Annotated in this window: 21 protein-coding genes; 18 read left to right on the top strand and 3 right to left on the bottom strand. The window is 33.4% G+C overall.

The window, feature by feature from the left end; all coding sequences use genetic code 11:
* The first annotated feature begins 108 nt into the window (after positions 1-108).
* The 8 genes from CCC31_RS00620 to CCC31_RS00585 all read left to right on the top strand — a co-directional run bounded on the left by CCC31_RS00620 (position 109) and on the right by CCC31_RS00585 (position 6,531).
* Entirely contained in the window at positions 109-918 is an 810-nt protein-coding gene (locus CCC31_RS00620; protein ID WP_290848907.1) for a phage major capsid protein, read from the top strand.
* Between the two features lie 267 nt (positions 919-1,185).
* On the top strand, positions 1,186-1,395 hold the full coding sequence (locus CCC31_RS00615) for an excisionase (RefSeq protein WP_117449272.1): 210 nt from the start codon (positions 1,186-1,188) through the stop codon (positions 1,393-1,395).
* Positions 1,396-1,504: 109 nt separating this feature from the next.
* Positions 1,505-1,714, top strand: coding sequence for an excisionase (locus CCC31_RS00610; protein ID WP_290848906.1), 210 nt, complete (start codon positions 1,505-1,507; stop codon positions 1,712-1,714).
* Positions 1,714-2,994 (top strand): site-specific integrase, encoded by a 1,281-nt coding sequence (locus tag CCC31_RS00605; RefSeq protein WP_290848905.1) that lies wholly within the window; start codon positions 1,714-1,716, stop codon positions 2,992-2,994. The genes CCC31_RS00610 and CCC31_RS00605 overlap by 1 nt, the downstream gene beginning before the upstream one ends.
* 115 nt (positions 2,995-3,109) lie before the next feature.
* Complete coding sequence (locus CCC31_RS00600; RefSeq protein ID WP_290848904.1) at positions 3,110-4,282, top strand: hypothetical protein; 1,173 nt, start codon at positions 3,110-3,112, stop codon at positions 4,280-4,282.
* A 308-nt stretch (positions 4,283-4,590) separates the two neighbouring features.
* A complete protein-coding gene (locus CCC31_RS00595) occupies positions 4,591-5,046 on the top strand; it encodes a low molecular weight protein-tyrosine-phosphatase (protein ID WP_290848903.1) in 456 nt (151 codons plus the stop codon).
* A 115-nt stretch (positions 5,047-5,161) separates the two neighbouring features.
* Positions 5,162-6,010, top strand: a complete 849-nt coding sequence (thyA, locus tag CCC31_RS00590) for a thymidylate synthase (RefSeq protein ID WP_260978054.1) — start codon at positions 5,162-5,164, stop codon at positions 6,008-6,010.
* A 26-nt stretch (positions 6,011-6,036) separates the two neighbouring features.
* Positions 6,037-6,531, top strand: coding sequence for a dihydrofolate reductase (locus CCC31_RS00585; protein ID WP_178516145.1), 495 nt, complete (start codon positions 6,037-6,039; stop codon positions 6,529-6,531).
* A gap of 132 nt (positions 6,532-6,663) precedes the next feature.
* Here CCC31_RS00585 and nth read toward each other — a convergent pair whose 3' ends face one another.
* Positions 6,664-7,296 carry an endonuclease III gene (gene nth, locus CCC31_RS00580; protein WP_290848902.1) on the bottom strand — a complete coding sequence of 211 codons (633 nt, stop codon included), beginning with the start codon at positions 7,294-7,296 and terminating at the stop codon, positions 6,664-6,666.
* Between the two features lie 278 nt (positions 7,297-7,574).
* Between nth and CCC31_RS00575 the strand changes: the two genes are divergently transcribed.
* From CCC31_RS00575 to argS, 6 genes are all read left to right on the top strand, one after another.
* On the top strand, positions 7,575-8,831 hold the full coding sequence (locus tag CCC31_RS00575) for a peptidoglycan-binding protein (protein ID WP_290848901.1): 1,257 nt from the start codon (positions 7,575-7,577) through the stop codon (positions 8,829-8,831).
* Between the two features lie 336 nt (positions 8,832-9,167).
* Positions 9,168-10,247 carry a carbamoyl phosphate synthase small subunit gene (locus tag CCC31_RS00570; protein ID WP_022087849.1) on the top strand — a complete coding sequence of 360 codons (1,080 nt, stop codon included), beginning with the start codon at positions 9,168-9,170 and terminating at the stop codon, positions 10,245-10,247.
* Complete coding sequence (carB, locus tag CCC31_RS00565; RefSeq protein WP_022087848.1) at positions 10,240-13,440, top strand: carbamoyl-phosphate synthase large subunit; 3,201 nt, start codon at positions 10,240-10,242, stop codon at positions 13,438-13,440. The genes CCC31_RS00570 and carB overlap by 8 nt, the downstream gene beginning before the upstream one ends.
* 47 nt (positions 13,441-13,487) lie before the next feature.
* Positions 13,488-14,330: a serine/threonine-protein kinase gene (locus CCC31_RS00560; RefSeq protein ID WP_117909202.1), complete on the top strand. Its 843-nt coding sequence runs from the start codon at positions 13,488-13,490 to the stop codon at positions 14,328-14,330.
* Positions 14,331-14,419: 89 nt separating this feature from the next.
* Positions 14,420-15,649 (top strand): UDPGP type 1 family protein, encoded by a 1,230-nt coding sequence (locus CCC31_RS00555; RefSeq protein ID WP_022087846.1) that lies wholly within the window; start codon positions 14,420-14,422, stop codon positions 15,647-15,649.
* A complete protein-coding gene (gene argS, locus CCC31_RS00550; protein ID WP_022087845.1) occupies positions 15,649-17,415 on the top strand; it encodes an arginine--tRNA ligase in 1,767 nt (588 codons plus the stop codon). The genes CCC31_RS00555 and argS overlap by 1 nt, the downstream gene beginning before the upstream one ends.
* 87 nt (positions 17,416-17,502) lie before the next feature.
* Here argS and CCC31_RS00545 read toward each other — a convergent pair whose 3' ends face one another.
* Positions 17,503-17,856: a hypothetical protein gene (locus CCC31_RS00545; protein WP_022087844.1), complete on the bottom strand. Its 354-nt coding sequence runs from the start codon at positions 17,854-17,856 to the stop codon at positions 17,503-17,505.
* Between the two features lie 258 nt (positions 17,857-18,114).
* Here CCC31_RS00545 and CCC31_RS00540 point away from each other — a divergent pair, with 258 nt between their 5' ends.
* Genes CCC31_RS00540 through CCC31_RS00530 form a run of 3 tightly spaced genes read left to right on the top strand, consistent with a single transcriptional unit; the run spans position 18,115 to position 20,693 of the window.
* On the top strand, positions 18,115-18,771 hold the full coding sequence (locus tag CCC31_RS00540) for an HAD-IA family hydrolase (protein ID WP_022087843.1): 657 nt from the start codon (positions 18,115-18,117) through the stop codon (positions 18,769-18,771).
* Positions 18,772-18,786: 15 nt separating this feature from the next.
* Positions 18,787-19,680, top strand: coding sequence for a type II CAAX endopeptidase family protein (locus CCC31_RS00535; RefSeq protein ID WP_022087842.1), 894 nt, complete (start codon positions 18,787-18,789; stop codon positions 19,678-19,680).
* Positions 19,680-20,693: a glycosyltransferase family 2 protein gene (locus tag CCC31_RS00530; protein WP_022087841.1), complete on the top strand. Its 1,014-nt coding sequence runs from the start codon at positions 19,680-19,682 to the stop codon at positions 20,691-20,693. Before CCC31_RS00535 ends, CCC31_RS00530 begins: the two co-directional genes overlap by 1 nt.
* A 110-nt stretch (positions 20,694-20,803) precedes the next feature.
* Here CCC31_RS00530 and CCC31_RS00525 read toward each other — a convergent pair whose 3' ends face one another.
* Positions 20,804-21,526: a phosphatase PAP2 family protein gene (locus tag CCC31_RS00525; RefSeq protein ID WP_290848900.1), complete on the bottom strand. Its 723-nt coding sequence runs from the start codon at positions 21,524-21,526 to the stop codon at positions 20,804-20,806.
* A 260-nt stretch (positions 21,527-21,786) separates the two neighbouring features.
* On the opposite strand from CCC31_RS00525, the gene CCC31_RS00520 reads away from it, so the two are divergent.
* On the top strand, positions 21,787-23,928 hold the full coding sequence (locus CCC31_RS00520) for a Tex family protein (protein WP_290848899.1): 2,142 nt from the start codon (positions 21,787-21,789) through the stop codon (positions 23,926-23,928).
* Positions 23,929-24,214: the final 286 nt, after the last annotated feature.

The raw sequence follows: 24,214 nt of genomic DNA, 5'->3' as shown, positions 1-24,214 counted from the left end.
ATACACAGATTACGGCGCAGCCGGAATATGATATTCAGTTCTGGAATGCGATGAGAAACAAAGAGGCGAGAGAGAAAGGGCAGGGATATTAGCACAGGAACTTACAGTATGCCGACTGTTGCAGCCGGAAAGGTCATGAATGAAATTGAAAAGGAATCTGATTTCAGAAAGATAGCGACAGTTATTCGTGCATACAAAAATGGCTACAAAATCTTTGCAAAGGACTGCAAGGATAAGGCGGAATTTGTAGCGGAGGGAGCTGCAATCCCGGTATATGAAAGTGCCGGGGATTTCGATGAAAAAACGATTGAAAGCTATAAGCTGGCAGCTATCGTTACTTTGGATGAGGATTTTGTAAATGACGTAGGATTTGATATTGAAAAGTATCTGACACAAAAGCTTGGGAAGTCATTTGGAAAAGCAGAGGATAACGCATTTATTAATGGAACCGGAGCAGATGAGCCTACTGGTATACTTCATCATACAGATGGAGCCAAAACAGCACTGACAGTAGAAACGCTGACTTATGATGATGTGATTTCTTTATATTTTAGTGTTGATAAGGAATACAGAAAAAATGGCATCTGGCTTATGAATGATAAGACAGCACTTGCACTCAGAAAGCTGAAGGATAACGATGGCAATTATTTGTGGAATCAGGCAAATGATACAATTCTTGGCAAACAGGTTATTATTTCGGAATATATGCCGGATATCGAAACAGGTACTAAGCCGATTGCATTTGGTGACTTTTCTTATTACTGGATTGTGGGAAGAAAGCCTGTGACGGTAAGAACATTGTTGGAAAAATTTGTACTGTATGATCAGATTGGATATCTTGCATTTGAGTTCCTTGACGGAAAACTTGTAAGAAATGAAGCAATCAAGGTTATCCAGATGGCAGATGCAGGGAAATAATCATAGAATTGTTTGATTTTATTTCTATCATCTTGAATGGGATATATGCCCCTTGTATGGTATTTAGCTGTATTGGGGGTTAATACCCCGTTTAAATTCGCAGTTTTTGTGCGTGAAGGGGCGGCACCGTTGCCCTGCATAAAAGGTGACAGAGATTCAGACCGCCCCTGGGGGCAAATATCACAGAATCAGAGTAAAAATGACAAAAAAGGAAAAATAGTACAAAGGAGTCAGCTGTGTGACCACCTTGTCGGAAGGAGAGATACTATGAATGCAGAAAGCAATGAAACGCTTCCTGTTAGTGAGAAGTATATGCTCACCATCAAGGAGGCAGCAGCTTATTTTAATATTGGTATAAAGAAACTGAGAAGAATTGCAGAGGATAACCTTGGAACGGTGGCGGTGTACTGTGGAAACCGATTCCTCATTATCCGCCCAAAGTTCGAAGAATTTATTCTTAATTCTTCAGAAATATAGTTCCTTTTATCTGCCGAAAGTAGTTGCTATTACAGGGCATAAGAGCGAACATAGGATGACCCCGAAAACCCTTGAAAACAGCCACTTTTGGCAGAAAGGAAGTACTTTTATGGCAAGACCAAGTTTAGCAGAAAAGGATATTTTGAATCCTTCTGAGGCAATTGAATATTTTGTTCTGAGCCGGAGAAAATTTTATGATTTATTGAATAATACGGATGGGGAAGATTTTCTAGCATACTACGGAGAACGCAAGCTGATTCTTCGTGTAGTCTTTGAAAGGTATCTGCGTAACCATCCAGAACTAAGGAGGCGGGTATAATGGCAAAGGCAGGAAGAGGACAGACAAGGCGAGATTCCAAGCGTAGAGTATTAAGACCGGGAGAGAGTGTAAGAGCAGACGGAAAATATCAATATAAATACCATATTGATGGAAAACCACATTTTGTCTATAGTTGGAAACTGGAGCCTACGGATAAACTCCCAAAGGGCAAGAAACCATGCCTTTCCCTTCGAGAGTTGGAAAAACAGGTAAACACAGATTTGGATTTGCTTGTAAATATCGTGGACGGACAGATGACTGTCTGTGAACTTGTAGACCGATATTTGAAAACAAAGACCGGAGTAAGGCAAAGCACGAAACAGGGATATGTTACAGTGCAGAGATTACTTGCGAAGGAAGCATTTGGCAAAAAGACGATACGGAGTGTGAAAACTTCCGATGCAAAGTTATTCCTTATAAAATTGCAACAGGAAGATGGCAAAAGCTACAGTTCCATTCATACCATCCGGGGAGTGCTGCGACCAGCCTTTCAGATGGCGGTGGATGATGACATTCTGGTAAAGAATCCATTTGGATTTCAGCTTGCTGGAGTATTGGTAAATGATGCAGTCACAAGAGAGGCAATTTCCAAAGACCAGATGCGAAAGTTCCTAAAGTTTGTGCATGACGATGTGGTGTACTGTAAATACTATGAAGTGGTGTACATATTATTTCATACAGGAATGCGAATATCGGAATTTTGTGGATTGACGCTGAAAGACATTGATCTTGAAAATAGAACCATAAATATTGACCATCAGTTGCAGAGAACATCAGATATGCGGTACATCATAGAAACCACAAAGACGGATGCCGGAACAAGAGTATTACCAATCACGGAGGATGTGGCACAGATGTTTCAGGCAATCATTGAGGATAGAAATACACCGAAAGTGGAGAAAGCCATAGATGGATATAGTGGATTCCTGTTTTATGATGATAATGGAATGCCACTTGTTGCAATGCATTGGCAACACCGCTTTAATCGTATGGTCGGCAGATACAATGACATTTACCGAGTACAGATGCCAAATATTACACCTCATGTATGCCGACACACCTATTGTTCGAATATGGCAAAATCGGGAATGAATCCAAAGACATTACAATACCTCATGGGACATTCGGATATATCAGTCACGATGAATGTGTACACGCATATCGGATTTGATGATGCCGAGGAAGAATTGAAACGAATGGAGGAGTTTAGAAAGGCACAGGTGGAGGTTGAACAGAAGAAGGAGAAACCGATGTCGCAGAAGGTGTTTAAGGTAATTTGATATAGAAAATGGATAACGCTTCGGCTTGGCTGGGGCGTTTTTCTATGGAAAAATGATAAGGGTGACGATATAATATAAAGTAAAAATGAAATTTTATTGAGGTGAAGACATGTCCATGGAAGAGTTACAGCAGATAGTTTTGCAAGAAATTATCAATTGTGAGGGAACGGTAGAAAAAATAGCAATAATGAAAAAGAATACAAATCTTTTTAAGAATATACAGATTGCCCTATTTGATGAGGAAGCTTCGAATTTTGAAGACCTTGAAGATAGAAGTTTTGGAAAATACCATTTATGTAGCATTGGCGATTATTGTAAGATGTGGATTCTGGATAACAATAATATTGATAGAGTTCAACTTAATGTGGCGAAGAGAATATATTTTGATATAAATGTCATATCAAGAATTGATGATTATTTAAATGGAAAGATAATTGATGATGAGTTAGATTTAGTTGATTTCCTGAATTATATTAAGAATGAAAATTATGACTTGGAAATAGGAAATAGTGTTATTGAACGACTTAGTAAGTCTTATAATGAGAGATTGTTCCGAAGATCTATGGAGTCGTTTTATAAATATTTACATGCGGATAGTTTTGGTAAGAAATTAGCTTTAGAAACTGTAAATCAAGGAGAATTTGAACGGTTTTATAATCACTACAAACAAATTGGACAGATGTGTAATAATGATATTTTGAATAGACAGTATGACTTTATATTTTGTATGATGATGAAAGCAATAATAATTAAAGCAGATAAGAAATGTTGTAATAAGGTCGATGAGTTAGTGAAATTTTGTTTGAATGAGTTAAAGTGTATAATGATAAATGAACTATATTTATTATGTTTATATTTAAAAAATAGTCAGGATGTTATAAAGTATACTTTTGCTAAGTTTCATTCTAGTATAAAAAATGGCTTAGAAAATGCTGTCAGAAATAGCACATGGGACATATATCATGCAAGATTGATAGAACAAGAGATGTCATTATATGATGAAAAGACGCAGATGGTTATTCTTCCATATTTTGCAACGAATGATAGCGGAGTAAAAGATTATTGGAGCATCAATCCTAGAAAAATGGTGGTTATTAAAGATAATAGGTCTATAAATGTATATAGCCATAATATTGGAGATATTGAAACAATGATTAATGATAAGAATTTGTATTACCAAATAGTTGATCTAAGTAATCAAATAAAACGCCGCATAGAGATTAATAATATTAATATTGTTGAAGTAAAGACAGCTTTATTAGCTGAATTGAAAAATGTAACGATTTAGTTTTTATGTAGAATTGCCATGAAGATTTGTGTCAATCTAGTGCATAAAGAAAACATTATATTATAATAGTATTAAGTAGCGACTTGATTACTTTCTAATATAGATGAGATTAATAATATCGATAAACGGAAATTTCTTAGTAGTAAGTATACCTCATTTTACTACCAATTTTACTACTAACAGGGAGTAACAACTTGCTCAATTCTGCTCTGATTTGCCACAATCTGTAATTTCAGAGCATATCACCATAACCCCAGCAACCCTTGCAAAACAGGGCATTCCGGGGCAAATCAAGGAGAAATAAAACAATGATAAAAATACTCTTCATCTGCCACGGCAACATATGCCGCTCGACAATGGCACAATACGTCCTACAGGACATGGTAAATAAAAAAGGTGTAGCCGATAAGTTTTACATAGACTCAGCGGCTACAAGTTATGAAGAAATTGGTAACGGAGTTCATCCGGGTACAAAAAATAAATTAAGAGGCGTAGGCATTCCATGTGGAAATCACAAGGCAAGACGAATGACGAAGCAGGATTATGACGAATTTGATTACATAATTGGAATGGATACGGCAAATATAAGAAATATAAACAGAATTATTGGCAATGATTTAGAAGGCAAAGTATATAAATTATTATCATTTGCAGGAGAATCCGGAGACATAGCAGACCCATGGTACACAGGAAATTTTGATGCAACATATGATGATGTGATAAAAGGGTGTAAAGGTTTCTTAAAAGAACTTGGAATAGACTAATAAAATTTATTGGTTTATTATTTACGATTCAAATGTTATAATGCCATAGTAAGAAAATCAGAAAGGAGAATAATCCATTAGCCTTAAAAGAAGATAATTGGATTATACGTAATATATGAGTTACGCAGATAAAGTATTTGTAGATATGTGTTCAGACATATTGAAAAATGGAATAGATACAAAAGGTGAAAAAGTAAGACCAAAATGGGACGACGGAAGTTATGCCTACACAATAAAGAAATTTGGTGTAGTAAATCGTTACGATTTGAAAAAAGAATTTCCTGCACTTACATTAAGAAAAACAAATTTAAAAAATTGTGTCGATGAAATTTTATGGATTTGGCAGAAAAAGTCTAATAATATAAATGATTTAAACAGTCATATCTGGGATAGCTGGGCTGATGAAAATGGCTCAATCGGAAAGGCGTATGGCTATCAGCTCGGAGTAAAGCATCAGTACAAAGAAGGTATGATGGATCAGGTAGACAGAGTTTTGTATGATTTGAAAAATAATCCATACAGCAGAAGAATAATGACAAATATTTATGTACATCAGGATTTGCATGAAATGAATTTGTATCCATGTGCTTATAGTATGACATTTAATGTTACAAAAAATAAAGAAACAGGTAAATTGGTGTTAAATGGTATCTTAAACCAGCGCTCCCAGGATATTTTGACAGCTAATAACTGGAATGTATGTCAATATGCGGTTCTTCTTCATATGTTTGCTCAGGTCTCAGATATGGAAGTTGGAGAATTAGTACATGTGATTGCGGATGCACATATTTATGATAAACATGTTCCACTTGTTGAAGAACTTATTGCAAGAGAACAACATCCGGCACCGAAGTTCTGGATTAATCCTGAAGTTAAGAATTTTTATGATTTTACAGTTGATGATTTCAGATTAGATGATTATATAACAGGTCCTCAGATAAAAAATATTCCTGTTGCAGTATAGAAATAAAGAAGTAAAGGAGTATTCATATGAATTTAATAGTTGCAGTTGATAATAAGTGGGCAATCGGATATAAAAATGATTTACTTATAAGCATACCTGATGATATGAAGTTTTTTAGAGAAACGACTACAGGTAATGTAATTATTATGGGAAGAAAGACATTAAATAGTTTTCCAAATGGAAGACCATTGAAGAATAGGGTAAATATTGTAATTACAAAGGATACTAATTTTAAGGCTGATGGTGCAATTGTTGTAAATAGTATTGAAGAAGCAGTAAAAGAGGCTGAAAAATATAATGATAAAGAAGCTTATGTAATAGGCGGCGGAAGTATTTATGAGCAAATGTTGCCGTATTGTGATACAGCGTATGTAACTTATATTGATAATTCATACAGTGCTGACACATTTATTCCGAATCTTGATAAGTTGACAGATGAATGGTATATAGCAGATGAAAGTGATGAATGCACTTATTTTGATATTGAGTATTATTTTAGAACTTATAAGAGAAAAAAATAAATTAGTACTACAGATTTGAACAGGATTATGTGGGCTTAGAATTTTTGACCCCGTCATCAAAATAATAAACTATAAGATATTAAAAATTCCCTTTAATATGGCTAATTTAAAAGCTAATTAAAGGGAATTTATTTATATTCTTTTTTTGCAAATGTCATTCAGACAACATTTATCGCAGTGAGGAGTAGTTCTTGCGGTACAAACTTCGCGACCGTGGTCTACAAGACGGTGGCAGAAATCACTCCCTTCTTCGGGAGGAATAATTTTCCATAAGGCCATTTCGACTTTTTTAGGGTCTTTTATATTATCTACAAGACCAATTCTGTTGCATAGACGGATGCAATGTGTATCTGTAACAATAGCAGGTTTTCCAAAAACATCTCCCATAATAAGATTTGCACTTTTTCGTCCGACGCCCGGTAATTTTAATAATTCATCAAAATCATCAGGAACTTTACAATCATATTTATCTCTAAGCATTTTCATGCATAAACTAATATCTCTGGCTTTGCTGTTTCCCAGACCACATGGTTTAACAATTTCTGTTATTTCAGATATATCGGCATTAGCTAATGACTCAATGTCAGGAAATTTTTCATAAAGCTTCGGAACAATTTTGTTAACTCTTTCGTCAGTGCATTGGGCAGCAAGGCGAACGCTGATTAACAGCTTCCAAGCTTCATTGTAATCAAGAGTACAATCTGATTCGGGATAACATTTTTTTAATCTATCTATAACTTCTAAAGCTAAATCTTTTTTTCTCATTTGCAAAAAATCCTTTCAGTTTTGTATAAATAAATACTATTATGAGGGTTAAAATTTTAAGCCTCACAATACAATATAGTTTATCCCAGAGCTGTTATTATTTCAATTGTTATATTTCGAAAGTTGCTATAAATTCGAAAGTTGTTATAAATATGAAAACTATTACAAATTTGAAAGTTATTACAAGTATGGAATCGTTAACAGAATAAATTTAAAATTTATGGTAAATTAGTAAATTTAGCAGCATATAATAGAATAATTATAAATAAGGAAAAAATATGCTTATTAAAATGGAAGTAGAGTCTTCTTATACAGGAAAACTTCAGGTAAATGTTGTTACAAGAGAAAATGTACCGGTTAGGGATGCAACTGTAACTATAGCAGCTTCTGACAGCCCTAATAATATAATAGAAAGGCTTACTACAAATTCATCGGGACAGACGGAGACAATAGAATTACCTGCGCCACCTATTGAACTTAGTTTGAATGAGGCAAATACAACCAGACCATATACAACTTACAATATTCGTATAGAAGCGTTAGGATATGAAACAGAATTCATTGAAAATGCAGAAATTTTGCCGGATGTGTTGGCTATTCAAAATGTAAGATTAACAAGCAAAAATGCATCGCTGATTGAAGATATAATTATTCCCGACCATACTTTATATGGCGAGTATCCGCCAAAGGTTCCGGAAGAAGAAATTAAGCCTGTTAATGAACCGGGTGAAATTGTTCTGAGTAGAGTAGTTGTGCCTGAAATAATTGTTGTACATGATGGGATTCCATCTGATAGCAGCGCTCAAAACTACTATGTAAATTATCGTGATTATATTAAAAATGTTGCTTCGAGTGAAATATATGCAACCTGGCCTACTGCAACAATCGAGGCAAATGTCCTTGCAATTATGTCGTTTACTTTAAACAGGGTTTACACAGAATGGTATCGAAACAAAGGATACGATTTTACAATTACTTCATCTACAGCATATGATCAGAAATGGATTTATGGCAGAAACATTTTTGAATCAATTAGTCTTGTTGTAGATAATATATTTGATCAATATTTATCAAGGCCAGATGTAAGGCAGCCAATTCTTACACAGTATTGTGATGGAAAAAGAGTAACCTGTCCGAATTGGTTAAGCCAGTGGGGATCATGCAACTTAGGAGAGAGAGGGTATTCTACAATTGAAATAATCAGGTATTATTATGGCGATGATATGTATATAAATACGGCTGAGCAAATTGCCGGAATTCCAATTTCATGGCCGGGATATGATTTAGATATTGGTGCAAGCGGACAGAAGGTAGCACAAATTCAGGAACAGCTAGATACAATTGCACAGGTGTATACTGAAATCCCAAGATTAAATGCAGATGGAATATATGGTGAAAATACAAGAGATGCAGTAAAAGCTTTCCAAAAAATATTTGATTTACCACAGACTGGAATTGTGGACTTTGCAACATGGTATAAAATTTCACAGATTTATGTTGGAATAACAAGAATAGCAGAAGGAATTCCAAGATAAAAATAAGATGCCTGCGGATTGTTTCGTGCTGTGCACTTTCACAATCCTACCCAATATTCGCATATCGCGGGAATTATCCCGCTTTTATGCTCATATTGGGGCGGGTCACAAGGTCTTTCGCCCACTTATGAGCAAGCTCATGTGGGCTTAGACCTTTTGGCCCTGGCATCATAAAAACTTATAATCTAAAATATACTTACTCTTTCTTTTATGTTAAAATAGTAGTTATGCAAGAAGATACAAATAATAATAAAAATAGTTGTATATTATGTTGAATTATATCGAATTATTTGGTATAATCTTTACAATTTGAGCATATGAAAGGAATACACATTTATGAACGCATTTCTAATCTTAGAAGACGGTACCGTCTTTAAAGGTACATCTATTGGATCTACAAGAGAAGTAATTAGTGAAATCGTATTTAATACGTCAATGTGGGGCTATTTAGAAGTATTAACAGACCCATCTTATGCCGGACAGGCAGTAGTTATGACATACCCGTTAATTGGTAATTATGGTATTTGCCATGAAGATATGGAATCATTGAAGCCATGGCCGGATGCTTATATTGTTAACGAATTAAGCAGAATGCCTAGCAATTTCAGAAGTGATGATACAATTCAAAACTTCCTTGAAGAAAATGATATCCCTGGTATAGCAGGTATTGATACAAGAGCACTTACAAAGATTCTTCGTGAAAAGGGAACAATGAATGGAATGATTACAACTAATGAAAATTATAACTTAGATGAAATTCTTCCTAAAATAAAGGAATACACAGTTTCAGGCGTTGTTAAGAAAGTAAGTTGTAAAGAAAAGAGTAATCTTAAAGGAGAAGGATTTAAGGTAGCATTACTTGATATTGGCGCTAAGAACAATATTGGAAAGTCATTAAATGACAGAGGATGCGATGTTACAATTTATCCTTGTGATACACCGGCTGAAGAAATTATTGCATCTAATCCTGATGGAATAATGTTATCAAATGGTCCCGGTGATCCTAAAGAGTGTGTATATCAGATAGAACAGATTAAAAAATTGTACGATACAGATATCCCGATTTTTGCAATTTGTTTAGGACATCAGTTGATGGCACTTGCAACAGGTGCTGATACTAAGAAGATGAAATATGGTCACAGAGGTGGAAATCATCCGGTTAAAGATTTAGAAAGTGGTCATGTTTATATTTCATCACAGAACCATGGATACATGGTAGATGGCGATACAGTTAATAAAGATATTGCCAGAGTAGCGTTTGTAAATGTAAATGATAAAACAGTAGAAGGTTTAAGATATAATAATAAGAGCATTTTTACTGTTCAGTTCCATCCGGAAGCTTGCCCTGGACCACAGGACTCAAATCTTCTGTTTGATGAATTTATTAAAATGATGGAGGTGAAGAAGAATGCCTAAGAACCCGAATATTAAAAAAGTATTAGTTATTGGATCAGGTCCTATTGTTATTGGACAGGCTGCAGAATTTGACTATGCAGGAACACAGGCATGTCGTTCTTTAAAAGAAGAAGGACTTGAAGTAGTTTTGGTTAACTCTAACCCTGCTACAATTATGACAGATAAAGATATCGCTGATGAAGTTTATATTGAACCTTTAACAGTTCCGGTGTTAAAGAAAATTATCGAAAAAGAAAAACCGGATAGCATTTTACCAACACTTGGTGGTCAGGCAGGACTTAACCTTGCAATGGAAATTGCTGAAACAGGATTCTTAGAGGAACATGGATGCCGTTTAATAGGTACAACTTCTGAAACTATTAAAAAGGCAGAAGATCGTCTTGAATTTAAAGAAACAATGGAAAAAATCGGTGAACCATGTGCACCTTCATTAGTAGTTGAAAATGTAGAAGATGGTATTGCGTTTACTAAAAAGATTGGTTATCCTGTAGTACTTCGTCCTGCTTACACATTAGGTGGAAGCGGTGGTGGTATCGCACATAATCAGACTGAATTAGTAGAAATCCTTGAAAATGGATTAAGACTTAGCCGTGTAGGACAGGTTCTTGTTGAAAGATGTATTGCCGGATGGAAAGAAGTAGAATACGAAGTAATGCGTGATAGCGAAGGAAACTGTATTACAGTATGTAATATGGAAAATATTGACCCTGTAGGCGTTCATACAGGTGATAGTATTGTAGTTGCTCCATCACAGACATTAGGTGATAAAGAGCATCAGATGCTTCGTACATCAGCTTTAAATATTATTAACGAATTAAACATTACAGGTGGATGTAACGTTCAGTACGCTCTTCACCCTGAAAGTTTTGAATATTGTGTAATCGAAGTTAACCCTCGTGTAAGCCGTTCATCAGCTTTAGCTTCAAAGGCTACAGGTTATCCTATTGCAAAAGTTGCAGCAAAGATTGCGTTAGGTTATACACTTGATGAAATTAAGAATGCAATTACACAGAAAACATATGCAAGTTTTGAACCAACACTTGACTATTGTGTAGTTAAGATTCCAAGACTTCCATTTGATAAATTTATTACAGCCAGCAGAAAACTTACAACACAGATGAAGGCTACCGGTGAGGTAATGAGTATCTGTAATAACTTTGAAGGTGCTTTAATGAAGGCAATCCGTTCATTAGAGCAGCATGTTGAATGTCTTATGGATTACAACTTCTCAGAACTTACAGATGATCAGTTAGAAGATCAGCTTCATGTAGTAGATGACAGAAGAATTTGGGTTATTGCAGAAGCACTTAGAAGAGGCATAAGTTATGACCACATTCATGATATTACAAAGATTGATAAGTGGTTTATTGATAAAATCGCTATAATTGTTGAAATGGAAAATGCTCTTAAGAGTGAACCTTTAACACCTGAATTGTTAAAGGCAGCAAAGAGAATCGAATTCCCTGATACAGTTATCAGTAGATTGACAGGTAAGTCAGAAGAAGAAATTAAGCAGATGCGTTATGATAACGATATAGTAGCTGCTTACAAGATGGTTGATACTTGTGCTGCAGAATTTGAAGCAGCAACACCTTACTATTATTCAGTATATGGTGGAGAAAATGAATCAGTAGAAACAAACCCTCCAAAGAAGGTTCTTGTACTTGGTTCAGGTCCTATAAGAATTGGTCAGGGTATTGAATTCGACTTCTGTTCTGTACATTGTACATGGGCATTTAAAGAAGAAGGATACGAGACAATTATTGTAAATAATAACCCTGAAACAGTATCAACAGACTTTGATATAGCTGATAAGCTTTATTTTGAACCATTGACACCGGAAGATGTTGAAAACATTGTAAACATCGAAAAACCAGACGGAGCAGTTGTTCAGTTTGGTGGTCAGACAGCTATCAAACTTACAGAGTCTCTTATGAAGATGGGAGTTCCTATCCTTGGAACTAAAGCAGAAGATGTAGATGCTGCAGAAGACAGAGAATTATTTGATGAAATTCTTGAAAAGTGTGGTATTCCAAGACCAACAGGTGGAACAGTATTTACTGCTGAGGAAGCAAAAAAAGTAGCTAATAAATTAGGATATCCAGTACTTGTAAGACCATCATACGTACTTGGTGGTCAGGGAATGCAGATTGCAACATGTGATGAAGAAGTAGAAGAATTTATGGAAATCATCAACAGAATTGCACAGGATCATCCAATTTTAGTAGATAAATATTTACAGGGAACAGAAGTAGAAGTTGATGCCGTATGTGATGGTGAAGATATTTTAATCCCTGGTGTAATGGAACACATTGAAAGAGCCGGAGTTCATTCAGGAGATAGTATTTCAGTATATCCTGCATACTCACTTTCAAAAGATATAATTGATACAATTGAAGATTACACAGAAAAACTTGCACGTTCACTTCACGTAAAGGGTATGATTAATATCCAGTTTATCGTTTGTGATGGTAAAGTTTATGTAATTGAAGTTAACCCACGATCATCAAGAACAGTACCTTATATTAGTAAGGTTACAGGTATTCCAATTGTTAAGCTTGCAACAAAGTGTATTATTGGACATACTCTTAAAGAAATGGGTTATAAGCCGGGATTACAGCCTAATGCAGATTATATTGCAATTAAGATGCCTGTATTCTCATTTGAAAAAATTCGTGGTGCTGAAACAAGCCTTGGACCGGAAATGAAGTCAACAGGTGAATGCCTTGGTATTGCAAAGACATTTAATGAAGCACTTTATAAAGCTTTCCTTGGAGCAGGAGTTGTTCTTCCAAAGCATAAAAAGATTATTATTTCAGTTAAGGATGCTGACAAGCAGGAAGTTGTTCCACTTGCACAGAGATTTGAAAAACTTGGATATGAAGTTTATGCTACAAGAAGTACAGCAGATGTTTTAAGAAAAAATGGTGTTGATGCAATTAAAGTTAACAAGATTCATCAGGAAGCACCAACTGTAATGGATTTATTACTTGAACATAAGATTGATATTGTTATTGATACTCCAACACAGGGTAGAGATAAGAACAGAGATGGTTTCTTAATTAGAAGAACATCAATCGAAACAGGTGTAAACTGCTTTACAAGTTTGGATACAGTTGATGCATTACTTACAAGCTTAGAAAGTGATGCAAAGAATGATTTATCTTTAGTTGATATTGCAACAATAGAATAAGCTATTTAGCTTTTTGGAGAGATGCACACTCAAAAAGGAGCGTGCGTATGGATAAAGAAAATTTAATTATTAATGGAAGATATCTTGTTTTGGAAAATATCGGAAAAGGTGGAGCAGGGGAAGTTTTTCTTGCAAGGGATATAAAAAACGGACGAAAGTATGCCATTAAAAGGTATATTTCGTCTAATCCAAATGATAGAAATCAATTGATTGATAATATAGAGCGGGAATTAAATGTTCTCAAATATACCACCCACCCGGTACTTCCAAAAATCTATAATTTATTTATGGAGGATTCAAGATTCTTCCTTGTTATGGAATATGTGGAAGGCATAAATCTTAAAGAAGTAGTTGACACTAAAGGAGCGTTATCTGAGGAGCAACTATTGTCTGTTATGGAACAGGTGTGTAGCGGATTGTATTATTTACATTCTATTGAACCACCTATTGTATATAGAGATTTGAAGCCTTCCAATATTATTTTATCTGATGATGGTAAAATTAAATTGATTGATTTTGGAATTGCTAAAAGATATAACAGAGAACTGATTGCGGACAAATATGCATATGGAACAAAAGGATTTGCATCACCGGAGCAGTTTGGAAATAGCAAAGGGATGGGAATTTATAATACTGATATTCGTTCAGATATTTATGCTGTTGGAACGACCATGTTTTATTTGCTGACAGGACGAAGTTATAATGGAAAAGTTGATAGTGCATTAATTTCACGTTCATTTGCAAAAATAATAAGTAAGTGTACAAAAGTAAGACCAAAAGAAAGATATCAAAGCACTATTGATGTGATTTGTGACTTGAAAAGATGCAGAAAATCAATGATTCGAAAATTAATTTATCCAATTATAAAAAAAATAACGAAAAAAATATAAAATTAAGTTATAATAAAAAAATGTGGTACTTATTAAAAGAATGAATACATAATCAGATTATATTTCAAAATACGTCGGAGGTAAAAGGTATGAGCTATGATGAAATTTATTCAAAGTTAAAAAATGTAGGGCAGGAACAGTTGCTTGATTTTTATGATGAATTAAATGATGAGGAAAAAGAAAATTTGTTAAAGCAGATAGAAAAAATTGACTTCTCGATACTTGATTTAATAAATCATCAGAATGAAGAAAAAAAGAAAGGTGTTATTACACCGTTAAAGGGTGGTTTGTCCGTTGCAGATATTGAAAGAAATAGAGAAGAATATACTAATGTTGGTATAGATGCTATCAGACAGGGAAAAGTTGCAGCACTTTTACTTGCAGGAGGTCAGGGTACAAGATTAGGTTCAGATAAACCTAAAGGAATGTATAATATCGGCATTACAAAAGATGTTTATATTTTCGAGATGATTGTACGAAATCTTATGGATGTAGTTAATCAGACAGGAACATGGATTCCTTTATATGTAATGACAAGTGAAAAAAATAATGATGATACTGTTAAATTTTTTAAGGACATGAATTATTTTGGATATGATAAAGATTACGTTGATTTCTTTGTTCAGGAAATGGCACCTGCATCTACATTTGACGGAAAGATTTATCTTGAAGAAAAAGGAAAGGTATCAACTTCTCCAAACGGAAATGGTGGATGGTTTATATCTATGGTTAAAGCAGGTCTTTGTGAAAAAGCAAAGAAACAGGGAGTTGAATACATAAATATTTTCGCTGTTGATAATGTATGTCAAAGAATGGCAGACCCATGCTTTGTAGGAGCGATGATAAAGAATCAGTATCCTTCAGCAGCAAAAGTAGTTAAGAAAGCAAACCCTGAAGAACGAGTAGGAGTGTTATGCTATGAGGATGGAAAACCTTCTATTGTTGAATATTATGAATTGTCAGATGAAATGAGATATCAGAAAGACGACCAGGGAGAACTTGCTTATAAAGATGGTGTGATTTTAAATTATTTATTCAGAATTGACAAATTAGAAGAGATTATGAATAATAAGTTAAATGTGCATATAGTTAAGAAAAAGATTCCGTATGTAAACGCTAAGGGCGAAATTGTAAAACCTGAAGTTGAAAATGGATACAAATTTGAAACATTAGTTCTAGACATGATTCATATGATGGATGATTGTTTGGCATATGAGGTTGTTAGAAATAAAGAATTTGCGCCAATTAAAAATAAAACAGGCGTTGATTCAGTAGACACAGCCAGAGAATTATTAAAAGAAAACGGAGTGACATTGTAATGAAAAAAATTCTTGATGTATTAACAAGTGAATTTGAAAATGCATTTGAAAAATGCGGATATGACAAAAAATTAGGAAAAGTTGGAATTTCTAACAGACCTGATTTATGCGAATATCAGTGTAATGGTGCTATGGCAGGTGCAAAACTTTACAAAAAAGCACCGATTATGATTGCAAACGATGTAGTTGAACAATTAAAAGACAACAAGTTATTTGATTTAATTGAGGCAGTAATGCCCGGATTTATCAACATTAAACTTAGTGCTGATTATATTGATGAATATGTATCAAACATGAATGATGATGAAAGATTAGGATATGAAAAGAAAGAACCTATTACAGTTATAGTAGATTACGGTGGAGCGAATGTTGCAAAGCCTCTTCATGTTGGACATTTGCGTCCGGCAATTATCGGTGAAAGTGTAAAGAGAATTTGCAGATATGCGGGAGATACTGTATATGGTGATGTTCATCTTGGAGATTGGGGACTCCCAATTGGTCAGGTTATAGAAGAGTTAAGAGACAGACAGCCTGAGTTGCCTTATTTTGATGAAAACTTTACAGGAGAATATCCAACTGAACCACCCTTTTCTATTAATGAATTAGAAGATATTTATCCAACAGGTAGTGGTAAATGTAAAGTTGATGAAGAATTTAAGAAGAGAGCTCAGGATACAACGGCTAAATTACAGCAGGGAAATAAAGCGTATATGGCACTTTGGAGACATATTATGAATGTGTCAAAGGCTGATTTAAAGAAAAATTATAAAAATTTAAATGTTGAATTTGATTTATGGAAGGGTGAAAGTGATGCTCAGCCATATATTCCTGATATGATTGATGATTTTGTAGCAAGAGGATTTGCACATGAAAGTCAGGGAGCTTTAGTTGTAGATGTTGCAAGACCTGATGACAAGAAGGAACTTCCTCCATGTATCGTAAGAAAGCATGATGGAGCAGCATTGTATGCAACATCTGATTTAGCAACTCTTATCGAAAGAGAAAAAGATTACCATCCGGGACATGTAATTTATGTTGTAGACAAACGTCAGGAATTACATTTCACTCAGGTATTCAGAGTAGCTAAAATGACAGGAATTGTTGGTGAAGATACACCTCTTACATTTATTGGATTTGGTACAATGAATGGAACTGACGGAAAGCCATTTAAGACAAGAGATGGCGGTGTTATGAGATTGGAAATGCTTATTTCTGACGTAAGTGAAAAGGTTTATGAAAAAATCCTTGAAAATAGAGACATATCTGAGGAAGAAGCAAGAGAAATATCAAAGATTATAGGACTTGCAGCAATTAAATACGGTGATTTATCAAATCAGGCAACAAAAGATTATGTATTTGATATTGACAGATTTACTTCATTTGAAGGAAATACAGGACCATATATTTTATATACAATTGTACGTATCAAGTCAATTTTAAAGAAATATGCTGAACAGGGAAATGAACTTTCTGCAAATGGAAAGATTGTTGACTTTGGAAGTGAAAGTGAAAGAAGCTTAAAATTAGTCCTTACACAGTTTAATGATGTAATGGAGGCAAGTTATAATGAATTAGCACCACACAGAGTATGTGCTTATATTTATGAAGTTGCAAATGCGTTCAACAGATTTTATCATGAAAATAATATTATGAATGAAGAAAATGCTGATAAACAGAAGAGTTATATCAATTTATTGACATTGACAAAGAAAGTATTAGAACAGTGTATTGATTTACTTGCAATAGATGCACCTGAACGTATGTAATCATAAAATTTAATTATTATTTATATTAAAAAAATCCGGTAGTTAAATTCTACCGGATTTTTTAGAGAATAATTTAATAAATTATAATTATTCAGCTGTAGTTTCTTCTACAGTAGTAGATTCATCTTCTGAAGCTGTTGTTGTAGCTTCCTGTGTAGATGTTTCTTCATCTGAAATGTCTTTTACATTGCTGTCGCCTGCTTCAATCAACTGCTTACGCAAATCAGAAGCTGAAACTTCACTGGCATATGTAGTAGTTGTTTCAGGTGGAGTGTACATACCTGTAGAAACAGCGATTGAATATCCTAAATATACTAAAATGGCAATTCCGATTAATGCGATTGCCACATACCCCAAGATTGTTTTTATCTGAGCTTTTTTAGGTGCTGCCTTACGGTTGTATTTCTCTTTCTTGCGATTGTCTACCTTCTGCTGACTCATTAATATGTACCTCACAAATTTAATTTTATCTTAATTATTATAAAACAAAAACATATGTAAAACAAGAGCGATTTATGGTATAATCCACAAAGAGGAATGGCAAATATTCTTTTTATTGCTGATAGAATGTGTTTATAGAAGTAATTAATGAATATAAATATAGAAGTGTAGAAAGAATATATTTGAATTAAGAAATATATAGTAAGTTGTATGTGTGCAATAAATAATAGATAAAAAACACAGAAAGGTCATACACATATGAGTAAATATAATATAATGATATTCGACTTAGATGGTACATTAAGTAATTCAAAAGAAGGAATTACTAAATCAGTGCAGTATGCTTTAAAGAGTGTAGGAATAGAAGAGGAAAATTTAGATTCGCTAGAACATTTCATTGGGCCTCCGCTTATTGATGAGTTTGTGAGAAGTTACGGAATGACGGTTGAAGAGGCAGCTCATTTAAAAGAGGTATATAGAGAAAGATATCTTCCGATAGGAATATATGAAACAACTATTTATCCTGGTACAAAAGAAATGTTAAGTTCTTTAAAAAAAGCAGGAAAGAAGTTGGCTATTGCAACTTCTAAACCTCTCGAAATGGCAATAGAAGTACTTAAATATTTAGAAATATATGAGTATTTTGATTACGTGATGGGTGCAGAAACCAAGGGAAACAGACAAAGTAAAGAAGCGGTTCTTAATGTCTTAATTGAAGAATCCGGTTTACACATAAATAATGATAATGCTGTAATGATTGGTGATACATGCTTTGATGTTGATGGAGCAAAGAAAGTCGGCTTGGATACAATAGGTGTATCATATGGTTTTGGCAATAGTAAAGAAATGCTTGAACATGGAGCGATAGCGATTGTTGATTCTGCTAAAGAATTAGAGGAATATTTATTAAGTTGATGAATTGAGGATGGCATGAAAGAAAAAGTAACAGCAAGGAATTTATGGAGAGGAATTTATCCTATACTGTTTTTTCAGGGAACAGCAATAGTAATTCAGAATATTTTAATGATAACGCTAAGTGTAATGAGTGCAAATTCTAAATACACAGGAATATCGCAATATAGTGATAGAGTAAATAAGATTAATTTACATGCGATGGAAATTACACTTTTAACGGATATTATATGTATTATTATAATGGCTTATTTTATGTATAGCGATATAGTAAAAGATAAATTAAAAGGAATTTATGTAAAATATGACAAAGTTAAATGGACTAAGTATTTACTTGTAATTCCGTTTGCATATTTTTTTATGATGTTTGCAAATGCTTTAGTAAGTATCTTAACGCTATATATGCCTGAAAATATGGTTGGAACATATGATAATACTAAAGAAATATTAAATAACAGTAGTTATTTTATGCTTATTATTACAACAGCAATTATTGCTCCAATATCAGAAGAATTTATGCATAGAGGAGTTGTATATAACAGATTTAAAAGAATATGTCCGCCTGTTTTAGCAGCAATTATTTCATCAATAATTTTTGGAATAATTCATATGAATTTTGTGCAAGGTCCGTATGCGTTTTTAGTTGGCCTTGCGGCGGTTTATGTTTATGAAAGATATAAAAGTATTATAGCTCCAATAATTTTACATGTTACAGCTAATTCTGTAAGTACAATTGTATCAATAATTGCAAATGAAACAGGTTTGGATACGAGTGCCGCGTCACAATATAATACAGTACAGCTTACTGCATCATATTTGCAAATGGCAATAGTATTTGGAATTTTAGCTTTAATTATAGGAATAATTATATACAAAACAGTTATACCAAATGAGATAAAGGAGATTAAGTAATGAAATTATTATCAGTAGCTGTTCCATGTTATAATTCAGCAGAATACATGGAAAAAACAATCAGAAGCATTTTAACAGGGGGAGACAGAGTAGAGTTAATAATAGTTGACGATGGCTCAAAGGATAATACCTTAGAAATAGCAAACAAATATCAAAGAAAATTTCCTGATATTGTAAAAGTTGTTCATCAGGAAAATGGTGGACATGGAGAAGCTGTAAATACAGGAATTAAAAATGCAACAGGATTATATTTTAAAGTAGTTGACAGTGATGACTGTCTTGGAAAGAATGCCTTAAAGCAGGTTCTTGATCTACTCGAAAAAATGGTTGAAGAAGATGCAGGGTTAGATATGCTTATCACAGACTTTTTATATGATAAAGTAGGTCAGAAACATAAAAAGGTAATGAGATATAAGAGGTCTATGCCTGTAGGTAAAATGTTTACATGGGATGATGTTAAATTTGGTAAAAGCCAGTATTTGCTTATGCACTCAGTAATATATAGAACAAAAGTACTTAGAGAAAGTGGTATGGTACTTCCAAAGCACACATTTTATGTTGATAATATTTATGTGTTCCAGCCATTGCCATATGTAAAGAATATATATTATCTTGATGTAGTATTGTACAAATATTTTATAGGAAGAGATGATCAGTCAGTTCAGCAGGATATTATGATTAAGAGAATTGACCAGCAGTATAGAGTTACAAAGATAATGCTTGATGTATATAATGACTCATTAGTAAATAATAAGAACTTAGACAATGTAATGGTTCATTATTTTGATATGATGATGTGTATTTCTTCAATATTATCAATTCTTGAAGGAAGCGATGAAAGATTAAAGGATAAACAGAAATTATGGGATGATCTAAAAGAAAGCAATCCCGTATTATATAAAAAGGTAAGATATTCAGCACTTGGAAGAACAATGAATTTAAAAGGTAAAGCCGGAAGAAAAGTTTCAAAGGCAGGATATAAGATTGCTCAGAAACTTTATGGCTTTAATTAAATGTAATAGTGTTAGTGGTATATACTAATAAACGCACAAGCTATTTGAAATTATTAGAATTTTAATGGCATAGAATAAAAAATGATACGAATTCCAATTAGGTTTTCGTATCATTTTTTATTGTATTTATTTAAGAAGTATAATACTTCGTGTTTGTGTGGGTCTTTTACGTAAGGAGCATTAAATTTAACATTTTTGAACCATACTTTAAATACAACAAGGTATAAAGTGAGTGAAAGTAATATACCACATACTAAATCGATAAATGAATGTTGTTTTAAAAATACAGTAGAAAGACATATAAGTACTGCCAAGACGGATGTAAACCATTTAATACGTTTTCTTGATTTTAATTCTTTCATGTGAGGACTTTTTATCAGACAAATCTGGGCTGATAAAGTTGCAAAAACATGAATGCTTGGACATACATTTGTAGGTGTATCGTTATTGTATATAAAGTTAACTAAATTAACAAATATGTTATCTCTGATTCCGGGGTCAATACGTAAATCGTGACCATTAGGAAAAATAGTGTATATAAGCAGACATATTGTCATGCCGGTAAATTCATAAGCACAAAGTCTATAAAATTCGTTTGTTGAGTGATAAAACAAAAAAACGAAAATTGCCGGTAAATATAGAAACCATAACAGATATGGAATAATAAATAATTCGTTAAATGGAATAATATCATCCATAAAACAATGCATTATATGATAATTATCAGTTACGTTATTTTCTAATATGATAAACCATGGCATATATATGAAAAAATATAATAGAGGCCATAAATGTTTGTACTTATGAAAAAAGCTTCTGATTCTCTTTTTCATAAGAACTCCTTATGTTGTGTTTTAGTGAAGTGAATTCACATTAATGAGAAGTATAACATCAAAAAATGTAAAAGTATACATAATTAATACATTTTTAAGAATAAGTTTTAAATTTAGAAATAATTATTAAGAACTGAAGTATGATTTAATGGAAAACGAGAAATAGTTAAAGTAGATATATGAATAAAAAAGTTACAAATACATCTTAAATAGTGCTATTATAATAGGGTCCTTATTAAAATGAGATGAAAGGAAAAGATATGAATATTAATTTGACAATAGCACAGGAATTAAATGTTAAAGAATGGCAGGTAGAGGCTGCTGTAAAACTTATTGATGAAGGAAATACAATCCCTTTTATTGCGAGATACAGAAAACCTGTAACAGGAGAACTTAATGACGAACAGTTAAGAACTTTAGATGAAAGATTAAAATATTTAAGGAACTTAGAAGAAAAGAAAGAAACAGTATTAGCTTCAATTGAAGAACAAGGAAAATTAACAGATGAATTAAAGAAAAAAATCATGGATGCACAAACTATTGTTGCAGTAGATGATTTATATCGTCCATACAGACCAAAAAGAAGAACAAGAGCAACAGATGCTAAAGAAAAAGGCTTAGAACCTTTAGCAAATATAATTATGCTTCAAATTACTAAAAATCAGATAACAAAAGAAGCAGAAGTTTTTGTTAATCCTGAAAAAGGAGTTGAAAACGTTGAACAGGCTATTCAGGGTGCAAAAGATATAATTGCTGAAATGATTTCTGATAATGCTGAATATAGAAATGCAATAAGAAAATTAGTTCTAAAACAGGGAATGATTGCTTCAGAGGCAAAAAATAAAGAAGAAAAGACGGTTTATGATAATTACTATGAATATAGTGAATCAGTAGCAAAGATTCCCGGACATAGAATTTTGGCGATTAATCGTGGTGAAAAAGAAAAAATATTAAATGTTACAGTTGAAATGCCGGAAGAAGCAATAATAAATGCATTAGTAAAAACAACTATAATTAGAGAAAATAAAAATACCTCTGATATAATTAAAGATGCTGTACAGGACAGTTTTAAACGACTTATTCAGCCGGCAATCGAAAGAGAAATCAGAAATTTGCTAACAGAAAAAGCAGAGGATGGAGCTATTAAAGTATTCGGACAGAATTTAAAACAACTATTAATGCAACCTCCGATTATTGGAAAGACAGTTTTAGGATGGGATCCTGCGTTTAGAACAGGCTGTAAAATTGCAATTGTTGATCCTACAGGAAAAGTATTATATACAACTGTAATTTTTCCAACAGCACCGCAAAATAAAATAGAAGAATCGAAGAAAATAATTCTTGGCCTGATAGACAAATATAATGTTGATTTAATTTCGCTTGGTAATGGAACAGCCTCTAGAGAATCAGAAGCTGTAATTGTGGATATTATAAAAGAATCCAAAAGAAAAGTTCAATATATTATTGTTAATGAAGCAGGAGCTTCAGTATATTCAGCAAGCAAACTTGCAACTGAGGAATTCCCTAATTTTGATGTTGGACAAAGAAGTGCTACATCTATGGCGAGAAGATTACAGGATCCATTGGCTGAATTAGTTAAAATTGAACCTAAGGCTATTGGTGTAGGTCAATATCAGCATGATATGAATCAGAAAAAATTAGAAACAACACTTTCAGGTGTAGTCGAAGATTGTGTAAATAGTGTGGGAGTAGACTTAAATACTGCATCTGCTCCATTGCTACAGTATGTTTCAGGAATTAACAAAACACTTGCGAAAAATATTGTCGAGTATAGAGAAGAAAATGGCATTTTTAACAGTAGAAAAGATTTACTTAAGGTTGCTAAACTTGGACCAAAAGCATTTGAGCAATGTGCAGGATTTTTGCGTATAAGAGATGGAAAAGAGCCTTTAGATAATACAAGCGTTCATCCTGAAAGCTACAAAGCAGCAAAGGCTTTGCTTAAATTATTTGATTATTCTGAAAAAGATATAGCTTTAGGAATTAAAGATTTGCAGAAAAAGATTACAGATAATAAGAAAGTTGCAGATGAAATAGGAACAGATGAAATTACATTGATGGATATAGTTAAGGAAATAGAAAAGCCGGGAAGAGATCCTAGAGATGAAATGCCAAAGCCTGTATTAAAGAGTGACGTTTTAGACTTTGATGACTTAAAAGAAGGAATGATTCTTAAGGGAACAGTTAGAAATGTAATTGACTTTGGTGCATTTGTAGATATAGGGGTTCATCAGGATGGACTTGTACATATATCTGAACTTAGTGATAAATATATAAAACACCCACTTGAAGTAGTGAGTGTTGGTGACATAGTTGATGTTAAAGTGTTAAGTGTTGACAAGAGCAAAAAGCGTATTCAACTTACAATGAAGAATATATAATAAAAAATGATTTTGGATGCAAAAGCCTAAGATTTACTTTGATGCTCATATTGGGGCGGACACCAAGAACTTTTGCCCGTTTATGAGCAAATTTATGTGGGCTTAGATCTTTTAAACCTGATATCATTAAACATCTTTAAACCAATCGACTGCGAAGTTTTTGAAATGATTTGCCTGCGGACTTAATTTTTTATTTTTGTCCCAGGCAATTTAAAAGTTGCCCGTACTTATGATACAGTTCTTGCTCCTGCAGGAGAAGCTTTTTATGAAATATATAATACGGGAT

Origin of the sequence: Eubacterium sp. LMAG:50 (genome assembly GCF_008680265.1) — a bacterium.
GTDB lineage: Bacteria > Bacillota > Clostridia > Lachnospirales > Lachnospiraceae > Eubacterium_U > Eubacterium_U album.
This window is presented reverse-complemented; position numbering and strand designations above follow the sequence as displayed.